Origin of the sequence: Ectothiorhodospira shaposhnikovii (assembly GCF_016584105.1) — a bacterium.
Lineage (GTDB): Bacteria > Pseudomonadota > Gammaproteobacteria > Ectothiorhodospirales > Ectothiorhodospiraceae > Ectothiorhodospira > Ectothiorhodospira shaposhnikovii.
The window spans coordinates 31,039-53,908 of record NZ_NRSM01000001.1; the positions used below are offsets into that span (position 1 = coordinate 31,039).

The 22,870-nt window shown below is 64.3% G+C and carries 15 protein-coding genes; 11 read left to right on the forward strand and 4 right to left on the reverse strand.

Annotation, left to right across the window (positions count from 1 at the left end; translation table 11 throughout):
• Nucleotides 1-147: 147 nt before the first annotated feature.
• The 6 genes from CKO35_RS00115 (at nt 148) to hemF (ending at nt 7,038) form a co-directional block, all read left to right on the forward strand.
• Complete coding sequence (locus tag CKO35_RS00115) at nt 148-1,302, forward strand: LysM peptidoglycan-binding domain-containing protein (RefSeq protein ID WP_207143367.1); 1,155 nt, start codon at nt 148-150, stop codon at nt 1,300-1,302.
• A gap of 31 nt (nt 1,303-1,333) precedes the next feature.
• On the forward strand, nt 1,334-2,458 hold the full coding sequence (gene dprA, locus CKO35_RS00120) for a DNA-processing protein DprA (RefSeq protein ID WP_200171319.1): 1,125 nt from the start codon (nt 1,334-1,336) through the stop codon (nt 2,456-2,458).
• Nucleotides 2,455-2,925: a Smg family protein gene (locus CKO35_RS00125; RefSeq protein ID WP_200171321.1), complete on the forward strand. Its 471-nt coding sequence runs from the start codon at nt 2,455-2,457 to the stop codon at nt 2,923-2,925. The genes dprA and CKO35_RS00125 overlap by 4 nt, the downstream gene beginning before the upstream one ends.
• 31 nt (nt 2,926-2,956) lie before the next feature.
• Nucleotides 2,957-5,470 (forward strand): DNA topoisomerase I, encoded by a 2,514-nt coding sequence (locus CKO35_RS00130; protein ID WP_200171323.1) that lies wholly within the window; start codon nt 2,957-2,959, stop codon nt 5,468-5,470.
• Between the two features lie 9 nt (nt 5,471-5,479).
• Nucleotides 5,480-6,043 (forward strand): L-threonylcarbamoyladenylate synthase type 1 TsaC, encoded by a 564-nt coding sequence (tsaC, locus tag CKO35_RS00135; protein ID WP_200171331.1) that lies wholly within the window; start codon nt 5,480-5,482, stop codon nt 6,041-6,043.
• 77 nt (nt 6,044-6,120) lie between these two features.
• A complete protein-coding gene (gene hemF / locus CKO35_RS00140) occupies nt 6,121-7,038 on the forward strand; it encodes an oxygen-dependent coproporphyrinogen oxidase (protein ID WP_200171334.1) in 918 nt (305 codons plus the stop codon).
• A gap of 21 nt (nt 7,039-7,059) precedes the next feature.
• On the opposite strand, the gene CKO35_RS00145 is transcribed toward hemF, so the two are convergent.
• The 3 genes from CKO35_RS00145 to CKO35_RS00155 are packed head-to-tail and all read right to left on the reverse strand — an operon-like array spanning nt 7,060 to nt 11,863.
• Nucleotides 7,060-8,595 (reverse strand): SpoVR family protein, encoded by a 1,536-nt coding sequence (locus tag CKO35_RS00145; protein WP_200171336.1) that lies wholly within the window; start codon nt 8,593-8,595, stop codon nt 7,060-7,062.
• Nucleotides 8,596-8,608: 13 nt separating this feature from the next.
• Nucleotides 8,609-9,892: a DUF444 family protein gene (locus CKO35_RS00150; RefSeq protein WP_200171338.1), complete on the reverse strand. Its 1,284-nt coding sequence runs from the start codon at nt 9,890-9,892 to the stop codon at nt 8,609-8,611.
• A gap of 24 nt (nt 9,893-9,916) precedes the next feature.
• A complete protein-coding gene (locus CKO35_RS00155; RefSeq protein ID WP_200171340.1) occupies nt 9,917-11,863 on the reverse strand; it encodes a PrkA family serine protein kinase in 1,947 nt (648 codons plus the stop codon).
• Nucleotides 11,864-12,241: 378 nt separating this feature from the next.
• Here CKO35_RS00155 and CKO35_RS00160 point away from each other — a divergent pair, with 378 nt between their 5' ends.
• The 5 genes from CKO35_RS00160 (at nt 12,242) to CKO35_RS00180 (ending at nt 20,799) form a co-directional block, all read left to right on the forward strand.
• Complete coding sequence (locus CKO35_RS00160; RefSeq protein ID WP_200171342.1) at nt 12,242-12,580, forward strand: cysteine-rich small domain-containing protein; 339 nt, start codon at nt 12,242-12,244, stop codon at nt 12,578-12,580.
• A gap of 156 nt (nt 12,581-12,736) precedes the next feature.
• Complete coding sequence (locus tag CKO35_RS00165; protein ID WP_200171344.1) at nt 12,737-16,246, forward strand: ATP-binding protein; 3,510 nt, start codon at nt 12,737-12,739, stop codon at nt 16,244-16,246.
• Nucleotides 16,243-17,223: a GGDEF domain-containing response regulator gene (locus CKO35_RS00170; RefSeq protein ID WP_242466932.1), complete on the forward strand. Its 981-nt coding sequence runs from the start codon at nt 16,243-16,245 to the stop codon at nt 17,221-17,223. The genes CKO35_RS00165 and CKO35_RS00170 overlap by 4 nt, the downstream gene beginning before the upstream one ends.
• A 150-nt stretch (nt 17,224-17,373) precedes the next feature.
• Nucleotides 17,374-19,083: a magnesium-protoporphyrin IX monomethyl ester anaerobic oxidative cyclase gene (bchE, locus tag CKO35_RS00175; protein ID WP_200171346.1), complete on the forward strand. Its 1,710-nt coding sequence runs from the start codon at nt 17,374-17,376 to the stop codon at nt 19,081-19,083.
• Between the two features lie 189 nt (nt 19,084-19,272).
• Nucleotides 19,273-20,799 carry a cobyric acid synthase gene (locus CKO35_RS00180; protein ID WP_200171757.1) on the forward strand — a complete coding sequence of 509 codons (1,527 nt, stop codon included), beginning with the start codon at nt 19,273-19,275 and terminating at the stop codon, nt 20,797-20,799.
• A gap of 9 nt (nt 20,800-20,808) precedes the next feature.
• Here CKO35_RS00180 and CKO35_RS00185 read toward each other — a convergent pair whose 3' ends face one another.
• Nucleotides 20,809-22,749: a sensor domain-containing diguanylate cyclase gene (locus CKO35_RS00185; protein ID WP_200171348.1), complete on the reverse strand. Its 1,941-nt coding sequence runs from the start codon at nt 22,747-22,749 to the stop codon at nt 20,809-20,811.
• Between the last annotated feature and the right edge of the window lie 121 nt (nt 22,750-22,870).

Sequence of the window (22,870 nt, forward strand, 5' to 3'; positions counted from 1 at the left end):
TCAGGCAATATCGGTTGAGACAATATCAGATCATTGCCGTACTGGTAGGTTGCTTCACACCAGCCATGGAGCTTTACATGGGCTGTCACGGGGACAGCACGATGAAAAGGTCCGGAACAATGATGCCTTAAGTCACGAGGGGAAAACATGTCCGCTCCAATCATGCGGCGTAATGGACGCCGCCTGACCGCCGTTGCGCTTATTCTAGCGTTCCTGGCTTCAGGATGCGCCAGCATACCGGCTGAACCCGAACCCGAGCTGCCGGCCCCGGCCCAGCAGCCGGTGGCCACCCCGGCACCAGCGCCGGAACCGGCCAGGACTCCCACCAGGGAGCAAATCCGACCCACCGCGCCGGAACGCTACGTGGTCCAGCGGGGAGATACACTCTGGGACATCTCCAACCGCTTCCTGCGGGAACCCTGGTACTGGCCCGAGATCTGGGTCAGCAATCCGCAGATAGCCAACCCTCATCTGATCTATCCCGGCGACATCATCACCCTGTACTTCGTGGATGGCGTTCCCCACCTCACGGTGGACGGAGGGCCGCGAGTCAGGCCGGCCATACGTCTCTCGCCCCAGGTCAGGGCGGAACCCCTGCCGCCGTCCCTGGATGTTCCCATACAGGCCCTGCAGCAGTTTCTGGTGCGTCCGAGGGTTGTGACAAAAGAACAGCTTGAAGATTCCGCCTATCTGATGGCCGCCCGTGACGAACGACTGATATTCGGGGCCCATGACCGCCTCTACGCCCGTCGTCTGGGGGGAGAGCCTGTCGGCCAGCGCTTCGACGTCTTCCGCGCCGGCGGCGAGCTCATTGATCCCAAGACCCGTGAATTGCTGGGTTACGAGGCCATTCCCGTTGGCGAGGCCGAGCTGGTGCGCGAGGGTGATCCAGCCACCGTGCTCCTGGTACGCAGTGACCGTGAAGCCCTGATCGGAGATCGCCTGCTGCCCCAGCAGGCCGATGAGCAGGCATTTCTGTTCACCCCTTCCGCCCCACCCATTGAAGCGGAAGGTCAGATCATCTCCCTGTTCGATGCCATCAGCCAGATCGCCCGGTTTCAGGTGGCGGTGATCAACCTGGGGGAAAGGGAAGGTATTGAGCCCGGCCATGTCTTCGCCACCTACCAGTCCGGACGGGTGGTCCGCGACCGGCTGGCGGGGCGCACGGGGGAACTGGTCACCCTGCCGGACGAGCGGGTGGGCCTTGTCATGGTATTCCGGACCTTCGAAAAGGTGAGCTACGCGCTGGTGATGGAATCCACCCATCCCATTGAAAAGGGCTTCACCGTCAAGCGCCCCTGAACAGGGGCGGACAGGGATACTGACAGGACACATGGAACCGTCGGCGCTGGCCCCCTGGCTCCACCTCTGGCATGCGCCGGGGGTGGGGCCCGTCACCTTCACGCGACTGCTGCAGGCACACGCCACCCCCCAGGGGGTGCTGGCGGCAGGCCGGACTGCCTGGCAACAGGCAGGGCTGTCGCCGGAGGCCATGGCCTTCCTTGAGCAGGATACCCCGCCCGGGATTCAGGCGGATCTGGACTGGGTCTGCCGGGATGGGCATCACATCCTGACCCTGGAAGATCCCCGCTACCCTCCCAGACTGAAGAATACGCCTGCCCCTCCGCCGGTCCTTTATGTGGTGGGCGACCCTCAGGTGCTGTCCTGGCCCATGCTGGCGGTGGTGGGTAGCCGCCACCCCACGCCCGGCGGTCGTGAAACCGCCGCGGCCTTCAGCGCCCACCTGGCCCGCCGGGGACTGGTGATCGCCAGCGGCCTGGCCAAGGGCATTGATGCCGCCGCCCATGAAGGCACCCTGGCGGCCCAGGGACTGACCGTCGCGGTAACGGGCACCGGCCCTGACCGGATCTATCCCGCCGCCCACCGCGCCCTGGCGCATCGCATCGTGGCCGAAGGGGCCATGGTGACGGAACTGCCCACCGGCACTCCGGTCACCCCGCAGAACTTCCCCCGGCGCAACCGCATCCTGGCGGGGCTGGCCGTGGGAACCCTGGTGGTGGAGGCGGCCACCCGCAGCGGCTCCCTGATTACCGCCCGGCTGGCGGCGGAACAGGGTCGGGAAGTGTTCGCCATCCCCGGCTCCATCCATAATCCCCTGGCCCGGGGCTGTCACCGCCTGATCCGCGAGGGCGCAAAACTGGTGGAGACGGCGGATGATATCCTTGAAGAACTGGGTGACCTGCTGCCACCCCATGCACGCCAGTCCCGGTTGATGGAACCGCCGGCGGCTCCCGACCAGGATATGCCGGACGAGGATCATGTCCGCCTGCTGGAAGCCATGGGGTATGACCCGGTCTCGGTGGACCAGCTGGTGGCCCGCACCACATTGACCGTAGGTGCGGTTTCCTCCATGCTGCTACTCATGGAGTTGCGTGGCCAGGTGGCCTCCTTGTCCGGTGGTCGTTATGTCCGCCTGAGGTCGGAAAGCGGAAAATGAAAGAAAACGTACTTGATGTCCTGATGTACCTGTTTGAAAACTACATGGATGATGATACCGAGCTGGAACCGGATCGTGAGCAGCTTCGGGACCTTCTGCTGGATGCCGGGTTTCCGGTGGCCGAGATCCACAAGGCCTTCGACTGGCTGGAAAACCTGGCGGGTCAGGACTCCCCGCAGACGGTGCATGCCGGCTCGGCCCTGCGCCTCTACACGGAGGCCGAGATGAACCGGATGGATGCCGAAAGCCGCGGATTCCTGCTGTTTCTGGAACAGAACGGCGTCATCAGCCCCGCCACCCGCGAGGTGGTCATCAACCGGATCATGGATCTGGATGCCGAAGACATCAGCCTGGAAGAAATCAAATGGATCACGCTCATGGTGCTGTTCAATCAGCCTGGGCAGGAAGCCGCCTATACCTGGCTGGAGAGCATGATGTTCGACAGCCCGCCGGAGTATCTGCACTGAAACCCCACAAAGAACCACAGGTAGCCAGGACATGAGCAAGAACCTGGTCATCGTCGAGTCCCCCGCCAAGGCCAAGACCATCAAGAAGTACCTCGGCAGCGATTTCGAGGTGCTGGCCTCCTATGGCCACGTGCGCGACCTGGTGCCCAAGGAGGGCGCCGTGGACCCCGACCACGACTTCCGCATGCACTATCAGGTGATCGACCGCAACGAGAAGCATGTGGAGAGTATCGCCCGCGCCCTGAAGAAGGCCGATCGCCTGATCCTGGCCACCGACCCGGACCGGGAAGGCGAGGCCATTTCCTGGCATCTCCATGAGCTGCTGCGGGAACGGGGCCTGCTGGACAACAAGACCACCGAGCGGGTGGTCTTCCACGAGATCACCCAGCGGGCCGTGCGTGATGCCATCGACCATCCCCGCGGCTTGTCCAACGACCTGATCAACGCCCAGCAGGCGCGACGCGCCCTGGACTATCTGGTGGGCTTCAACCTGTCCCCTCTGCTGTGGAAGAAGATCAAGCGCGGCCTGTCCGCCGGCCGGGTGCAGAGCCCCGCCCTGCGCATGATCGTGGAGCGGGAAGAGGAAATCGAGCGCTTCATCACCCGGGAATACTGGACCCTGGACGCCCTGGCGGCCAAGGACGAGAGCCCGTTCACCGCCCGCCTGCAAATCCATGGCGGCCGCAAGCTGGAACAGTTCGACATCAACAACGAGGCCGACGCCGACCAGGCGCGCCGGACGCTGCTGGCTGCCGCCCAGGGCCGGCTGCGGGTGGCCAGGGTGGAAAAGAAACAGCGGCGCCGCAATCCGGCACCGCCGTTCACCACCTCCACCCTGCAGCAGGAAGCCGTGCGCAAGCTGGGCTTCTCCGCCAGCCGGGCCATGCGCGTGGCCCAGCAGCTCTACGAAGGTATCGATCTGGGTTCGGGCCCCATCGGTCTGATCACCTACATGCGTACCGACTCCTTCACCCTGGCCAACGAGGCCGTGGAGGAAATCCGCGACCTGATCGCCCAGCGCTACGGCCGCGACAAGGTCCCCGGCAGCCCGCGCCAGTACAAGACCAAATCCAAGAACGCCCAGGAAGCCCACGAGGCCGTCCGCCCCACCTCGGTGCTGCGCCTGCCCGATGAGGTGAAGGGCCATCTGACCGCCGACCAGTTCAAGCTCTACGACCTGATCTGGAAACGTACCGTGGCCTGCCAGATGATCCACGCCACCCTGGACACGGTGGCCGCCGACCTGGAAGCGGGCAGTCCCGAACATGTCTTCCGCGCCACCGGCTCCTCCGTGCGCGACCCCGGCTTCATGGCCGTCTACCGGGAAGACCAGGACGACGCCCCGGTGGAAAGTGACGAGCGTCTGCTGCCGGAGCTTCAGGAAGGCGAACACGTCACCCTGAACGACGTGCAGGCGGATCAGCACTTCACCGAACCGCCACCCCGGTATTCGGAAGCCAGCCTGGTGAAGGCCCTGGAAGAGCACGGCATCGGCCGTCCCTCCACCTACGCCTCCATCATCAGCACCCTGCTGCAACGGGAATACGCGGAACTGGTGAACCGGCGCTTCGTGCCCACGGACATCGGCCGCATCGTCAACACCTTCCTGACCCAGCACTTCACCCAGTACGTGGACTACGATTTCACCGCCCGCCTGGAAGACGAACTGGACGAGATCTCCCGGGGCGAGAAGGACTGGATCCCGGTGATGGAAGGCTTCTGGAGCCGCTTCCATGAGCAGGTGAAGGAAAAGGATGCCTCGGTGACCCGCGAGGAGGCGGTGCAGGCCCGGGAGATCGGCACCGATCCCAAGTCGGGCCGACCGGTCTCCGTGCGCATGGGGCGCTATGGGCCCTTCGTCCAGATCGGCACCAAGGAAGACGAGGAAAAACCCCGTTTTGCCGGCCTGCGCCCCGGCCAGAAGATGGACGGCATCACCCTGGACGAGGCCCTGGCCCTGTTCCAGCTGCCCCGGGAACTGGGAGAGACCCCGGAAGGGGAGCCGGTGAGCGTGAACATCGGCCGCTTCGGACCCTACGTGAAGTTCGGCAGCCGCTATGCCTCCCTGAAGAAGGAGGACGACCCCTACACCATTGAGCTGCCCCGGGCCCTGGAACTGGTGGCGGAGAAGAAGGAAGCGGACGCCAACCGTTTCATCAAGGTGTTCGAGGAAGCTGGCATCCAGATCCTCAATGGACGCTACGGCCCCTACATCACCGACGGCAACAAGAACGCCCGCATTCCCAAGGATGAGGATCCCAAGGCCCTGACCCTGGAACAGTGCCGCACCCTGCTGGCGGCCGCGCCGGAGAAGAAGGGCCGGGGTACCCGGAAGGCCGCGCCGAAGAAAAAGGCTGCCACTGCCAAGGAGGCTTCCGACGACAAGGCTAAACCCAGAAAAAAGGCCACCACAAGCAAAAGCAAGACCGGGACCACCGCATCCGGGACTGCCAGGACGGGTACCCGTTCCCGCAAGGCCGCCGCTGCCAAGACCGGCGAACGGGACAGCCCTCCCGCCGAGCGCAGTGCCGGCAACTCCCGCTGACGGCCCTCCATGGCAAGACGACTGACGGACGCCGCCGATGCCGCCGCCCTCATCCGTGGGGGCGGCGTCATTGCCTACCCCACCGAGGCCGTGTTCGGTCTGGGTTGCGATCCCCGTAACGAAGTGGCGGTCCACCGGCTGCTGCAGATCAAGCAACGCCTCCCCGACCAGGGGCTGATCCTCATCGGCGCGGATTTCCCCCAACTCTCCCCCTTCCTGCGGCCGGTGGATGCCCGGCTACAGGAGCAGGCCCTGGGCACCTGGCCCGGACCCTGCACCTGGCTGTGGCCGGCCCGGCCGGACACCCCCCGCTGGCTCACCGGGGTCCATGACACCCTGGCGGTGCGGGTCACCGATCATCCCCTGGCGGCAGCACTGTGCCGGGCGGCCGGCATGGCCCTGGTTTCCACCAGCGCCAACCTGTCCGGCCGTCCCCCGGGCCGATCCGCCGACGAAGTGGACGCGGCCCTGGGCAAGCTGCTGGACGCCATCCTGGAAGGCCCCACCGGCGGCCGGGAAAACCCCAGCGAAATCCGGGACCTGCAGACCGGCCGGCAGGTCAGGAGCAGCTGAAACCCTGCCAGCCCCCAGGGAGATCGACTCCGGCACCAGCGCCGACCCGACCCGACCCACAGGATGATACGGATTGAATGACCAGCACGGCCCCTCCCCGCATTGAACCGGTTCTGGACTATTTCCGCGGTCTGCAGGACCGGATCTGCCAGACCCTGGCCGACAGGGACCCGGCCGCCGCCTGGGTGGAGGATGCCTGGACCCGGGAGGAAGGTGGTGGTGGCCGCAGTCTGGTGATGCGCCGAGGGGCGATCTTCGAACAGGCCGGCATCAACTTCTCCCACGTCTCCGGCCGCAACCTGCCCCCCACCGCCACTGCCCACCGCCCTGCCCTGGCGGGACGGCGCTTCCAGGCCGCGGGGGTCTCCCTGGTCATTCACCCCCTCAATCCCCACGTCCCCAGTTCCCATGCCAACGTGCGTTTCTTTCTGGCGGAAAAGGAGGGCGAGGAACCGGTGTGGTGGTTCGGCGGCGGCTTCGATCTCACCCCCTATTACGGCCACGACGAGGACTGCATTCACTGGCACGGTCATGCCCGTGCCCTGTGCACGCCCTTCGGCGAGGGGGTCCATGCCCGCTTCAAGCAGTGGTGTGACGAGTACTTCTATCTCAAACACCGCCGGGAACACCGGGGAATCGGCGGGTTGTTCTTCGATGACCTGAACGAATGGGGCTTTGAGCGCTGTTTTGAATTCGTGCGCGGCGTGGGGGACGGCTACCTGCCCGGCTATCTGCCCATCGTGGCGCGGCGTCACGAAACGCCCTACACCCAGGCCCAGCGGGATTTCCAGCTCTACCGGCGGGGGCGCTACGTGGAGTTCAACCTGCTCCATGACCGGGGCACCCTGTTCGGGCTGCAGTCGGGGGGACGGACCGAGTCCATCCTCATGTCCCTGCCGCCGCTGGTGCGGTGGGAGTACAACTATCAGGCGCCGCCGGGAAGCCCGGAGGCGCAATTGCTGGAGCGGTATCTCACCCCCAGGGAATGGGTCTGAGGCGGGAGTGGGGGTTCTGCCTCAGTCCGCGGCCGGGGCCACCTCGGGAAACTCGTTGAGCACCTGGTCGGTGCGTGCGTCCACCTCGTGGAGCTTTACCCCGTACCCCCACAGGGTGGCCAGATGCCGCAGCACCTGGCGGGCATCGGACTCCTCCAGCAGGCGGCCGTCCACCACGCGATGCTCCAGAATCAGCCGCCGGTCTCCGGACAGGTCCACGTCCACCACCTGGATGTCCGGCTCATGGCGGGCCAGATCGTACTGGGCCGACAAGGCCCTGCGCACATCCCGGTAACCACCGTCGTCATGGATGGCCTCCACCACCAGCTTCGCCTCGTCCGCATCATCCCGTACCGAAAACAGTCGCATGTCCCGCATCACCTTCGGCCCCAGGAACTGGAGGATGAAGCTCTCGTCCCGATACTCGGCCCAGGCCTGCTTCCAGGTGCCCAGAACGTCCCCGTTGCCGGCAATGTCCGGGAACCAGCGCCGGTCTTCCTCGGTAGGATTCAGACACATCCGCTTCAGATCCTGCAGGATGTTGAAGCCCAGGGCATAGGGATTGATGCCCGAAAACCGAGGGTCATCGTACTCCGGCTGGAACACCACGTTGGTGTGGTGGTGCAGGAATTCCATGAAGGCACCGTCGGTGAGCCGGCCGGTTTCGTGCAGACGGGTCATGAGGTGATAGTGCACCGCCGTGGCGCAGCCCTCGTTCATCACCTTGGTCTGCTTCTGGGGATAGAAATACTGGGACACCACCCGCACGATGCGCAGGATCTCCCGCTGCCAGTGCTGCAGCCGGGGGGCACGCTTTTCCAGGAAATAGAGCAGGTTTTCCTCCGGCAGGCCGAGGGCCTCCCGGCGCTCGTCCAGGGCCCGTTCCCGGGGGGCCGGCCCGCCCGTACGCTGGGGCAGGGTGCGCCACAGGTCGCTGAAGGTCTGCTCCTCGTAACGGCGACGTTCCTTCTTGCGCTGCAACTCCTGATGCAGGTTCAGCGGCTGGCGGCGGGGATAGCGATGCACCCCGTGGCTCATCAGGGCATGGGCGGCATCCAGCACCCGCTCCACCTCCCGCGGGCCGTAACGTTCCTCGCACTCGGCCACATAGGCCTTGGCAAAATCCAGGTAGTCCAGGATGCCTTCCGCGTCGGTCCAGGAGCGGAACAGGTGGTTGTTCTTGAAGAAATGGCTGTGACCGAAGGCGGCGTGGGCCATGACCAGGGTCTGCATGGTCATGGTGTTCTCTTCCATGATGTAGCACAGGCAGGGATTGGAGTTGATGACGATCTCGTAAGCCAGGCCGGTCATGCCCTTGCGGTAGTACATCTCGTCCCGGGCGAAGTGCTTGCCGAAGGACCAGTGACGATAGAACAGGGGCATGCCCATGGAGGAATAGGCATCCAGCATCTGTTCCGAACTGATGATCTCCACCTGACTGGGGTACGGGTCCAGCCCCATCTCGTCGATGGCCACCCGCTCGATGGCGTCGAAGGCCTTCTTGATGAGCGGATAGTCCCAGTCGGCACCGGTGTAGAGGGGGGCGTTCGTGGTCATCGGGTGCATCCTCCTACCGCCGCAGTTCCACCGGGGTGAACAGGTCCCGGAACACGGGGAAGATATCCGCCCGGGACTTCACCTTGCGCATGGCCAGGGGCCGGCCGGCCTTCACCAGGCGCTCGTAGACCTGCCACAGGTCCGTGGTCATCTCCCAGCCCCGCTCCTCGGCCACCTCGATGTAGGCAAAGTACCGGCACACCGGCAGGATCACCGACTCCATCAGATCCACCACCGCCGGGTTGTCCGCCGGGGTGTTGTCGCCGTCGGAGGCCTGGGCGGCGTAGATGTTCCAGTCCGCCGGGTCATAGCGCTCCCGCAGCACCCGCTCCATCTCCTCCAAAGCCGGGGAGACCAGGGTGCCGCCGGTTTCCCGGGAGTAGAAAAAGGTGTCCTCGTCCACCTCCTGGGCAATATGGGTGTGCCGGATGAAGACGATGTCCACATGCTGGTAGCGGCGCTGCAGGAACAGGTACAGCAGCATGAAGAAGCGCTTGGCCAGGTCCTTCATGTCCTCGGTCATGGAGCCGGAAACGTCCATGAGACAGAACATCACGGCCTGGGAAATGGGCTTGGGCACCGGATCGAAGCGGTTGTAGCGCAGATCGATGGGGTCGATGTAGGGGATGCGCTTGGCACGGACGACCTGTTCCTCCCGCAGCCGGATCAGCGCCCGCAGACGCTCCGGATCCTTGCCGGAACGCTCCAGGCGGTCGATCTCCTCGTCCAGGGCCCGGGTCTCCTCCCGCCGGGGACGCTTGAGGGCCAGGCGCCGGGACAGGGAGTTGCGCATGGTGCGGGCCAGGTTGAGATTGGAGGGGGAACCGGAGACGGAATAGCCCGCCCGCTGCAGGCCATGATGCTTCACCTTGGTGAGCTGGGTACACACCAGATCGGGCAGTTCCAGGTTCTCGAAGAACAGATCCAGAAACTCGTCCCGGCTGACGGTGAACTGGAAGGCATCCTCCCCTTCCCCCTGGGGACTGCCGCCGCGACCGCCCTGCCCCTGCCCGCCTTCGGGGCGCGGGATGGCATCTCCGGCCACATACTGCTTGTTGCCGGGCACCACATGGCGACGCAGACCCTTGTCGCTGCCCTTGCGGAAGCCGGGCTCCTGCAGGCCATCGGCCGGAATGCTGATCTCCTCGCCCCCCTGCCCGATGTCCGCCACCTTGCGCCGGGCCGAAACATCCCGCACCGCGTCCAGGATCTGGCGCCGGGCACGGCCGATGAAGCGCTGGCGGTTGGCCAGGCTCTTGTCCTTCGGATTGAGACGCCGGTCGACGATATTGACCACAGTGGCACTCCCGCGGCAGGGCCGTCAGCCCGCCTGCTTGACCCGCATGTACCATTCCACCAGGCGGCGCACCTGCCGCTCGGTGTACCCACGCTCCACCATGCGCTGGACGAACTCGGTGTGCTTGCGCTCCATGTCCGAGTCCGTCTTGGCGCCGAAGCTGATCACGGGCAGCAAGTCTTCCACCTGGCTGAACATGCGCTTCTCGATCACCTCCCGGATCTTCTCGTAGGAGGTCCATGAGGGCATCTTGCCTCCCTGGCTGGCCTGGGCCCGCAGGGCGAACTTGACCACCTCGTTGCGGAAGTCCTTGGGATTGGCGATGCCCGCCGCCTTCTCGATCTTGCTCAGCTCCTGGTTCAGGGCCTGACGGTCCAGCAACTGGCCGGTGTCCGGGTCCTTGAAGTCGTGGTCCTCGATCCAGGCGTCGGCGTAGGACACATAGCGTTCGAACAGGTTCTGGCCGAAGTCGCTGTAGGACTCCAGATAGGCCTTCTGGATCTCGTGGCCGATGAAGTCGGCATAACGGGGCGCCAGTTCCGCCTTGATGTACTCCAGGTAGCGCCGCTCCGTGTCCTCCGGGAACTGCTGGCGACGGATGGACTGCTCCAGCATGTAGAGCAGGTGCACCGGGTCGGCGGCCACTTCCCGGGTGTCGTAGTTGAAGGTCTCGGACAGTACCTTGAAGGCAAAGCGGGTGGAGACCCCGTCCATGCCCTCGTCCACCCCGGCCACGTCCCGGTATTCCTGCATGGACTTGGCCTTGGGGTCGGTGTCCTTGAGGCTCTCGCCGTTGTAGACCCGCATCTTGGAGAACAGGTTGGAATTCTCGTGCTCCCGCAGACGGGTGAGCACGGAGAACTTGGCCAGGATGTCCAGGGTGGCTGGGGCGCAGGGGGCGTCGGCCAGTTCGCTGGACTGGATCAGTTTCCCGTAGATCTTCTCCTCCTCCTCAACCCGCAGGCAGTAGGGCACCTTGACCACGGAGATGCGGTCGATGAAGGCCTCGTTGTTCTTGTTGTTCTTGAAGCTCTGCCATTCCGATTCGTTGGAATGGGCCATGATGATCCCCTGATAGGGGATGGCGCCGATGTTCTCCGTGCCCACGTAGTTGCCTTCCTGGGTGGCGGTGAGCAACGGGTGGAGCATCTTGATGGGGGCCTTGAACATCTCCACGAACTCCAGCATCCCCTGGTTGGCCCGGTTGAGGCCGCCGGAATAGCTGTAGGCGTCGGTATCGTTCTGGCTGTAGAGCTCCAGCTTGCGGATATCCACCTTGCCCACCAGGGAGGAGATGTCCTGGTTGTTCTCGTCCCCCGGCTCGGTCTTGGAGACAGCGATCTGGCGCAGGCGGGAGGGATAGAGGCGCACCACGGAGAAGCGGGCGATGTCGCCGCCGAACTCGTCCAGGCGCTTCACCGCCCAGGGGGAGATGAGGCCGGTGAGGCGGCGCCGGGGGATGTTGAAGCGCTGCTCCAGGGTCTCGCCCATGACGGTGGGATCAAACAATCCAAGCGGACTCTCGAACACCGGCGAGATCTCGTCACCGGCCTTGAGCACATAGATGGGATGCTTCTCCATCAAGGCCTTGAGACGCTCGGACAGGGATGACTTGCCGCCCCCCACGGGACCGAGCAGGTAGAGGATCTGCTTGCGCTCCTCCAGACCCTGGGCCGCATAGCGGAAAAAACCCACGATGCGCTCAATGGTCTCCTCCATCCCGTAGAAATCCTCGAAGGCGGGATAGATCTTGATGGTGCGGTTGAGAAAGATGCGCCCCAGCCGTTCATCCTTGGCGGTGTCCAGTACCCTGGGTTCGCCGATGGCGGCCACCAGCCGCTCGGCGGCACTGGCATAGCGCATCGGATCATCGGGGCATCCCTCCAGATATTCACCCAGGGACATCTCCGTCTCCTGGCGTTTCTGATAGGCGCGTGCGTACTGCGCAATCAAGGCTTCAGCCGAATCCATCGCAATCACCCCCTCGTCATTTGGAGTCAGATGACACTGCGTTGACCTATGCAAGATAGGGACCACAGCCGAATGTCTGTCGCACTCAACCCGCCAGACCGCCCCTGGGCAAGGGCCCGATTCGCCGGCAACCTGAACGGGAAGGTGGATGAGCTGCCCGGGTACGTTTTCAAGCCTGACCCGTGGCCTGTCTTTCCGGTTGGACGCCGACCGGCGTGCACAGTTCCTGTGCAAGACCGGCTTTTTGCCACGGGAACGGGCATCCGCCCTGCATGAAGCATAGTACAGTCATCGGACTTTCCCCGGACCCGGGCATGCTTGACAAGTGGCCGGCAATCCCCAAACCTGCCCCTCCCGCGCAGGCCCCGGAGGAGCACCATGGAGCCCAAAGACAGCACCGAAAACGAGGCCTACAAAGGCTTTACCAACAACGCCTGCCCGTTCATGCCCTGCCACCGGGGCGTCACCCGGGAATTCAACTGCCTGTTCTGCTACTGCCCGCTGATTGCCTATGAATGTCCCGGGCCTTACACGGTCTTCACCGATCCACGGGGCATGCGGCGCAAGGACTGCAGTGACTGCACCCTGCCCCATGACGGTTACCGCCAGTCATGGAACTTCATCCAGAAATGGCTGGAACGTCCGGTGTTGTGGGACGGTCACGAACAAACCCGCTACCGGGTGACCCGGCCGGAGGATGCGCAGCCGGAACCGTGAATGGCCTGCCCGTATCCAGGCATGCCACCGCTCCTGCGCACAGCGCCATCAATCATCAGTTGATACCTGCACCACCCCGGAAATATTGGTTAAGCTACCTCGTCTACAACCGGGGTAAGGATGAATCGCTGGGCTCTCCGCCACGTCATGTTTGTGATGGCGATCACCATGGGTATCGGCCTGCTGCTGAGCAGCATCGCCATCCAGCACATCGACCTGAAACTTCGCCAGGAACTGCTGGAGAAGGCAGGGGGGGTCCGGCTTGGCCTGGACATTGAGCAGATCCGCGCCCTGAGCGGCCACACCGACGATACCGAACTGGAAGCCTTCCGCTCGCTGCAGTCCAGGCTGATGCAGGCACGCCTCGGCAACGAGCGCTATGCCTATCTCTATCTCCTGGGGCTGGATTCGACCGGCAGGGTGATCTTCCTGGTGGATCAGCCATTCGCCCCCTGGGAAGAATGGGCTGAACTGCCGCCCGGCTCGATATTCGAAGAGCACTCGGCGGAGCTTGTTGCCGCATTCGAACACGGCAGACCCTTCGTGGAAGGCCCGTTGACCGACGAGTGGGGCACCTGGGTCAGCGCCATCCTGCCCATCCAGGATCCCGACACCGGCAACATACCGGCCATCCTGGGCATCGACGTGGATGCAAGCACGTGGAAACAGGACATTGCCGGGCGGGCGGCCCTCCCTCTGGGCTTTTTCTGGAGCCTGTTCATCGGGTTTGCCGCCGCGCTTGTCTCCACACACCGGCTCCACGAATCTCCCCGCCCCATCCTTGGCCGGCTGCTGATCCCGCTGGTGCTGATGCTCATCCTGCTGGTGAGCGGCTTCAATCTCATCGTACTCTGGCTCCAGTCTGCGCAACTCCGGGAGTCCAGCCGGGAGGCCTACACCGGGGTCGTGAGAGACATCCGCCATCTCCAGGGCGAGCAGGCGCGCATCCTGAACACCAGCGCCGAACTGCTGATCCATCACCCGAGCCTGGAGCAGGCACTGCGCCACCCCGATGACGCCGCATCAACGGGCGATGTCCTCGATCTGCTGCATCAGTTCGCCTCACTCTACCCACTCCGTTACGCAGCCTTGCTGACCACGGAAGGCGAGTGCCGGGCCTGCACGACCCGGATGCCCACCAGACTCCACCCCCTTTGGGGATACCCCCCGACAGGGGAGCAGGCGCCATCACGACTGATGCTGGATGAGACGGGAAACCTGCTCATGCAGGCTACCCGCCCGATCCTGGACTCGCGGGAACAGCTGCTCGGCACCCTGGAGCTTGCGCTGCCCTTCGATCAGGTGCTTGCCGGCAGCCATCTGCGACCGGACATGGAGCTGGCCTTCCTCGCACCGGTATCCGCACCGGAGGGCCATCAGCCGGGCGAACATCGGCCCCGGTCAGGCACGCTGCTCTATGCCTCCGACCCACTGTTGCGGGAGATCCTTGCGCCCTTCGTCACCGCGCCGCCCATGCATGCCCTGCGGGACGTCCCATTCAGGGACGGGCAGTGGCGCCTGACGGCCCTCCCATTTCAGGACGCCGGCGGGTATCGGATCGGCAACCTGCTGCTGTTGCACGAGATTTCCGGAATCCAGGCGGCCCACAGCAGGGTCCTGGGCCTGTCCGGTGCATGGACTCTGGTGCTGCTGGGAGGCCTGCTCGGATTCCTGGTCGTGCTGCTGCGGCGGACCGATGCCGGTATCCGTGAGCAGCAACGGGAACTGCGGGAAAGTGAACAGCGTTTCCGCGGCTTTTTCGAGAAAAACAGTGCCGTCATGCTGCTCATCAACCCCCGTGACGGGAGCATCGTGGATGCCAACCCAGCTGCCGCCCGATTCTACGGTCATGAGCCGGCAACACTGCGTACCATGAGCATCTTCCAGATCAACAACCTGCCGGAGGCTGAAGTCAGGCTGGCGATGCAGCAAGCCCTGCTGCAGCGCCAATGCAAGTTTGAATTTCAACACCGCCTGCATGACGGCAGCATCCGTCATGTGGAGGTCCACGCCACACCATTGGCGCTGGACGGTCAGACCCTGCTGTTTTCCATCGTCCATGACGCCACTTCCCGTCATCAGGCCCAGCAGGCACTGGTACAGGCCAAGGAAGCCGCCCTCATAGCCAGCCAGGCCAAGAGCGATTTCCTGGCCAACATCAGCCATGAGATACGCACGCCGATGAACGGCATCATCGGCATGGCGGAACTGCTCAGGGACGTCCCCATGGCACCCCGGCACGCCGGTTACATCCGTGCCCTGCTGGCCAGCGCGCGTACCCTGATGGACCTGATCAACGACATCCTGGATTTCTCACGGATCGAAAGCGGCAAACTGGAACTGGAAAAAATCCCCTTCTGCCTTCCTGAACTGCTGGATAGCGTGACCGGCCCACTGGCTCCCGCCGCCCATGCCCGGGGTCTCACGCTGGAGTATCACATTGAACCGGATGTACCGGCATGGCTGCTGGGTGATCCGACCCGGCTGCGTCAGGTCCTGTTCAACCTCACCGGCAATGCCGTCAAATTCACCCACGCAGGCGGCATAAGAATCACCGTCAGCCGACATGCACAGCAGCAGGGGCGCCTGCTGCTGCAATTCGCGGTCGCGGACAGCGGGATCGGCATAGCGGCGGACAAGCTGGACCTGCTGTTCCAGAAGTTCACTCAGGTGGATGCCTCCACCACCCGCCGCTATGGCGGTAGTGGGCTGGGGCTGGCCATCTGCCGACAGCTGGTGGAAATCATGGGCGGAGATATCCAGGTCGAGAGCCGGGAGGGACAGGGCTCCACATTTCTGTTCACGATGCCCCTCGAAGCCACCACCTCGGCAGCGCTCCACCCTGCGCCGACACTGGGGCTCGACAAGGTCAACGGCCCCGTCACCCGCATCCTGGTGACGGATGACAACCCGGTGAACCGCGAGGTGGCCATGGGCATCCTGCGCAAGCTGGGACTGTCGGCGGATACCGTTCCTTATGGCCGGGACACGCTGGCAGCCCTGCGGCATCGGGACTACGGCCTCCTTCTGCTGGACATCCAGATGCCGGATATGGATGGCCTGGAGGTTTCCCGGCGCATCCGCCGCGGAGAGGCCGGCCCTGCCGCCAAGAACATACCGATCATCGCCATGACCGCCCAGAACACCCCCGAAGAGCAGGTCCTTTGTCGTGAAGCGGGCATGAACGGGCACCTGGGCAAACCGCTGACACCCGAAGTCGTGGCACGAACGCTGCTGCCATGGCTCGGTCGGGATACAGGGGATGAGCCCCCCCCATCCGGTGTGCCGATACGGCCATCTCCCGGTTCTCCGGTCTTCGACAGGCCGGGCATGGAAAGGCGTCTGCAGGGAGATCGGAACCTGCTTCGCAAGGTACTGGAAACGGCGCTGGCAGATCTGCCCCGTCAGGTTGAAACACTGGAACGGCTGCTGATCACGCCCGGCAGCACCGCGGAACAGATCCGGCGCCAGGCCCATGCCATCAAGGGGGCCGCCACCAGCACCGGGGGTGAGCACCTGCGTCTGGCCGCTCAGCGCCTGGAAACGGCCGCAGGCGAAGATGTCCAGGCCGCAGCCGACCTGCTACCGGATCTCGAACAGCAATGCAAGGAACTGCTGGAGGCCCTGCGGCTTGCGCTGCGGGAGTTATCCGATAATGATCCATGACCCAGTGCCGCAACGGCATGACCACCCGAGGTAACACGCCGGTGCGCATCTTGATCGCTGAAGACGACCTGACTTCCCGCACCCTGCTGGTATCGTTGCTGGAGAAGGCCGGTCATGAAGTGATCGAGACCCGGGACGGGATGGAAGCCTGGCGGATTCTGCAGATGCCCGACGCCCCCCGGCTGGCGATACTCGACTGGATGATGCCGGAGATGGACGGGATCGAAGTGGTGCGCAGGGTGCGTGCCACGGACACCGAACTGCCCGCGTTCATCATCATGCTGACCTGCCGGGATACCAAGACCGACCTGATCCACGCCCTGGACAGCGGTGCCGACGATTATCTGATCAAGCCCTTCGACGCCGGCGAACTGCGGGCCAGGATGGGCGTGGGCATCCGGATTATCCAACTCCAGGATGCCCTGCTGCAGAGCCGTGAAGACATGGCCTACCAGGCCACCCATGACCCCCTCACCGGCTTGCCCAATCGCCGCGCCATTCTGGAACGACTGGAAAGGGAGCGGGAACGCTGCGCCCGCAATGGCGAAACCCTCGCCATCGGCATGTGCGATGTGGACCGGTTCAAGGCCATCAACGACACCTACGGCCATCAGACCGGGGATGAAGTCCTGTGCGGCATTTCCCGCATGCTGCGGGAGAGCGTGCGGTCCTACGACGCCGTCGGCCGTCTGGGGGGCGAGGAATTCCTGATCATCGCCGCCATGCCCACCGGGGCCAGGCCATATCAGCTCTTCGACATGTTGCGCCGGCAGCTGCATCAAACACCGATTGTGACCCGCGTCGGCGCACTGCCCGTCACCATCAGCATCGGTGTCTGCGTCACCGCCAGGGACAGCAGTCTGACTGAAATGCTGGCCCTGGCGGATGAGGCCCTTTACGAAGCCAAGTCCCAGGGACGCAACCGCACCGTCTGCAAGGGCGGCGCCCCGGAGAACCTGGATGACACAAGCCCTTGACGCAGCGCATGTCAGGCTGTCCATCAAGGTTGACAGTGCCAAAAATGCACGGGTACGATCGGGCATTCCGGGGAACTTAGGAACGCCCCGCCTGTCTTGTTCACCCGCGGGAGACCCCGGGGGTGATGAATCCTTTCGCGGGAGCAACGTATGCGAATCCTCTTCGTCCATCCCAATTACCACTCCGGGGGCGCCGAAATCGCCGGTAAGTGGTCCCCCGCCTGGGTGGCCTATCTGGCCGGCTATCTCAAGACCCACGGTTACACCGAGTACGTCTTCGTCGATGCCATGACCGACGACACCTCGGATGAGGATCTGCGCAGGATCTTCGCCGAAGCCCAGCCCGACATCATTGCCTGTACCGCCGTCACCCCCGCCATCTACAAGGCCGAACAGACCCTCAAGATCGCCAAGGAAGCCTGCCCCAACGCAGTGACCCTGCTCGGCGGCATCCACGCCACCTTCATGTTCCAGCAGGTGCTCACCGAAGCCCCCTGGATCGACGCCATCGTGCGCGGCGAAGGCGAGGCCGTGGTGCTGGAAGTGGTCCGTGCCGTGGACGAGGGCCGCTGGGAATCCGGCCGTCAGGACATCAAGGGCATCGCCTACATTGAGGACGACAAGGTGGTCGCCACCCCCGCCGCGCCCACCATCCGCGACGTGGACTCCATCATCCCCGACTGGGGCGTGCTGGACTGGAAGAAATACATCTACATCCCCATGGGTGTGCCGGTGGCCACCCCCAACATGGCCCGCGGCTGCCCCTTCACCTGCAGCTTCTGCTCCCAGTGGAAGTTCTGGCGTGACTACCGGGTGCGCGATCCCAAGAAGGTGGTGGACGAGATCGAGATCCTGGTGAAGGAACACGGCGTCGGCTTCTTCATCCTCGCCGACGAGGAGCCCACCATCAACAAGGCCAAGTTCGTGGAGTTCTGTCAGGAACTCATCGACCGCGACCTGGGCGTGCTCTGGGGCATCAACACCCGCGTGACCGACGTCATGCGCGACGAAGACCTGCTGCCCTTCTACCGCAAGGCGGGTCTGGTCCATATCTCCCTGGGCACCGAAGCGGCAGCACAGCTCAACCTGGACATGTTCGTCAAGGAAACCACCGTGGCCCAGAACAAGCGGGCCATCGAACTGCTGCGCAATGCCGGCATCGTCACCGAGGCCCAGTTCATCGTCGGCCTGGAAAACGAGACCGCCGAGACCCTGGAAGAAACCTTCCAGCTGTGCATGGACTGGAACCCGGACATGGCCAACTGGGCCATGTTCACCCCCTGGCCCTTCTCCGACCTGTACACGGAGATGAAGGACAAGGTGGAGATCTTCGACTTCGAAAAGTACAACTTCGTGACCCCCATCATGAAGCCCAAGGCCATGACCCGCGGCGAACTGCTGGACCGGGTGATGCACAACTACCGCCGCTTCTACATGAAGAAGGCCTTCCTGGGCTATCCGTGGGAAAGAAACCCGCTGCGCCGCAAGTACCTGCTGGGCTGCCTCAAGGCGTTCCTCAAGAGTGCCTTCGAGCGTCGCTTCTACGACCTGGGCAAGGCCGGCTACTGGGGTCCCCAGTCCAGAAAGACCGTGAACTGGAACTTCGACACCTCCCGCACCCTGGTCAAGCCCGAGCCGCAGCTTGAGGAACAGGTCATCAAGTGGAAGAGCGCACCGCCCCGCAAGCGTGCCGGTGCCAAGGGTGCCGCCCTCAAGGCCTGCGGTGGCGGCGACGAGCAGCTGCCGGAGAACACCTCCAGCACTGCCCAGCAGGTGAAGATCTGCGGCGGCGGGGACCAGCAGCTGCCCGAGAGCATGGATGACGCCAAGATCAAGGAGAAGATCAAGGAAAACGCCTGAGGCGCCGTCTGAACGACAGCCAGGGCCGTCATTGACGCAAGGGCACCTTCCGGGGTGCCCTTCGTCGTTTCAGGGCATCGCCTTGCCCAGGCCAAATGCCTGCCTGTATCTTGACCCATCGCCTTTACCGTCACTGCCCAGGTATCCCCCGTGATCGAAGATCCCACCGCCCCCATCGACTTCCCCGCCATGCCCGATCCCGGTCCCCGCAAGGCCCGGGCACTGATGATCCAGGGCACCAGCTCCGACGTGGGCAAAAGCCTGCTGGTGGCCGGTCTGTGCCGGGCCTATACCCGCCGGGGCCTGAATGTGCGGCCCTTCAAGGCCCAGAACATGAGCAACAACGCCGCCGTCACCCGGGACAGCGACCTGCCGCCGGGGCCTGACGGACAGATCCCCCGCGGAGAGATCGGCCGCGCCCAGGCCCTGCAGGCCCGGGCCTGCAAGGTGGAGCCCTCCATCCACATGAATCCGGTGCTGCTCAAGCCCCAGACCCTGATCGGCTCCCAGGTGGTACTGCGGGGGCGGGTGCTGGGCAACTGCCGGGCCAAGGTCTACCACAAGATGAAGCCCCAATTACTGCCAGCGGTGATGGACAGTTTCCACCGCACCGCCGCCCAGGCGGACCTGGTGCTGGTGGAAGGGGCCGGCAGCGGCGCCGAGGTGTACCTGCGCAAGTCCGACATCACCAACATGAAACTGGCGCAACTGGCCGATCTGCCGGTGGTGATCCTGGGGGACATCGACCGGGGCGGCGCCCTGGCCGCCATCGTCGGCACCCATGCCCTGTTCAACGAATCCGAGCAGGCCCGGGTGGTGGGCTACATCATCAACAAGTTCCGGGGTGAACTGTCCCTGTTCGAGCCCGCCTGCGAACTGATGACCCAGCGCACCGGCTGGCCCTCGCTGGGAGTGCTGCGCTGGTTCGAGGGGGCCACCCGCCTGCCGGCGGAAGACTCCCTGGCCCTGGAACGCCCCGCCGACGGAGAGGGCCGGGGTCTCAACATCGCCGTGCCCCAGCTCTCCCGGGTGGCCAACTTCGATGACCTGGACCCGCTGGCGGCGGAGCCCGGTGTGAGCGTGCGCTGGGTGAAGCCGGGCAATCCCATTCCCCGGGATACCGACGTGATCATCCTGCCCGGCTCCAAGGCCACCCGCGCCGACCTGGAGGTGCTGCGACGGGAAGGCTGGGACATCGACATCCTCTCCCACGCGCGCCAGGGCGGCCGGGTGGTGGGCCTGTGCGCCGGCTTCCAGATGCTGGGCAGGGTGGTGCGGGACCCCCGGGGTATCGAAGGTGAACCGGGAGAAACCCCCGGGCTGGGCCTGCTGGATGTGGAAACGGAGATCGGCGCCGAGAAAAAGCTCATTGAACTGGATGCCCGGGACACCCTGAGCGGCTGCCGGGTCACCGGTTACGAGATGCACATGGGGCGTACCCACGGCCCCGGCCTGGAACGGCCCTGGCTGATGCTGGACGACGGCAACGGCAGCCCGCGGCCGGAAGGCGCGGTGTCCGCCGACGGTCGGGTCACCGGCGGCTATGTCCACGGCATCTTCGGGGACGACGGCTTCCGGGCCGCCTGGCTGTCACGGGTGGGCGCCCAGGCCTCCGCCCTGGATTACGAGGCGCGGGTGGAAGCGGCCCTGGAGGCCTTGGCGGATCACTGCGAGGAGAACCTGGATCTGGATGCCCTGCTGGCCCTGGCCAGATAACACCCGGGATCAGGCCCCTTCCGTGCCCAGGTCCGGGGCATACACCCGGATCCGGTTGGCGCCGCCCTGCTTGGCGTGGTACATGGCGATGTCGGCATACTGCGCCAGCTCCCGGCTGTCCCGGCCATGCTCGGGATAAATGGCGATGCCGATGCTGGTGGAGACGCTCAGCTCCAGCCCGTCGAAGCAAAACGGCTCCTGAAGGGACTGCCGGATGTTTTCCGCCACGATCAGGGCGTGCTCCATCTGACGGATCTCCGGCAGCATGACGATGAACTCGTCACCGCCGATACGGGCCACCATATCGGCTTCCCGCACGGAGGACATCAGGCGACGCGCCACTTGCTTCAACACCAGATCGCCGACGGCATGGCCATGGGTGTCATTGATCGGCTTGAACTTGTCCAGGTCGAGGAACATCAGGGCCAGCATCCTGCCGGCTTCCCCTGCCCTGCCCATGGCCTGGTCCAGGCGGCTGAACAGCAAGGACCGGTTGGGCAGGGCGGTGAGCCCGTCATGATGGGCCATGTGCATGATCCTGACCTCAGCCTGCTTGCGCTCCGTAATATCATGGGCAATGCCCAGCATGCCGATGATGGTTCCGTCATCCTTGTCAAACAGAGGAGAGGCGTTGGTGACATGCCAGCGCCAGCCGGCGGTACCGTGCCGCACCCGGTATTCCAGCCCGCTCTGCTTGCTTCGGGTGGCAAGCAGCCGCTCCAGAAAGACCTGACAGGCAGGCAGGTCGTCGGGATGCACGATGGCCGCGAAATGGCCGCCCAGGAAATCCTCCGGCTCCTGTGCCAGGAGTTCGCGGATGTTGGGTGAAAGGTACTGGAAGGTGCCATCCAGATTCAGGGTATAGATGACGTCGTTGGCGTCCTCGACGAAGGTCCGGAACTTTTCCTCGTTGATGCGCAGTTGTGTCTCGGCGGCCTTGCGCCGGGTGATGTCGCTCCAGGCCACGTGCAGCAGCGGTCGCTCCTCGTACTGAATGGCCGTCAGCATGAGCAAGACATCAAAGGGTTGCCCGTCTCCCCGCCGGCACTGCCATTCGCATTCATGGCCGCCCAGGGTCGGGGCCTGCCGTCGCATCTCCCTGGCGTGATCAATGGAGAGACGGCCATCGGGCTGCATCGGTGGCGTGAAATCGGTCAGCGGCCGGCCGATGAGCTGATCGGGCTGTTGCAGGTGAAACAACGCCAGAGCCGCCGGATTGGCCGCGGTGAAAAAACCAGCCTGGTCCATCAGGGTCAGCGGCTGACGGGATTCCTCGAACAGCATGCGAAAGCGACGTTCACTGGCGGCAAGGACCTGTCCCGTGCGTTCATGAGTCATCACGATCACGCCCAAGGCCAGCAGGATCATGGCCAGCAACCCCGCCTGAAAGGTCAGCACTTGCAGGGCATTGGCCTGCAGGATGCTCGTCATCCTGTCCATGCCTCCCAGCCCCGCCATAAGCGCCCGGATACCGAGCAGAACCAGCAGCACCACCAGGCTGATGACAATGATGACCTGTCCGCGCCCCGGTGTATCGTGACGATTGCGCAGTACCATGAACAGGATCACGATCGTCTGATACGACAGGAGGATGGCCACCAGGATGGCCCGGCCTGGAAGGTTGTCCAGCAAGGCCAACAGCCCCACCAGCATGACGGGCAACGGAATCCATAGGATCCAGCGGGGCCATGGGTGCTGATAGAATCGTTGAAACCCCTCGCCGACCAGGGCCAGCCAGGCGGCCACCATCACGTTGGACACCACCAGCAGGAGAGGATGACCGGCGTGGGCCTGCCAGATGAAACCCAGGTAGGCCCCGGCATTGACCAGCGCAGCCAGGGACCACGGCCCCATGGCGTCGTGTCCGGGCTGATCGGCCATGGACGCCATGGCCACCGCCAGCAGAATGTTGGTCAGTGCAATGATCAGGAAAAGTGTCGGGATGTCCATGCCAGCTTCCCAAGGCCGCGGCCCGAACGACCGGTACCTGATGACTGAAACCTCAATTGCCCTGCAACGGCGATACTGCGGCAACCAATCGATAAAGGCAAAGGCGCACTTCATCACAGGG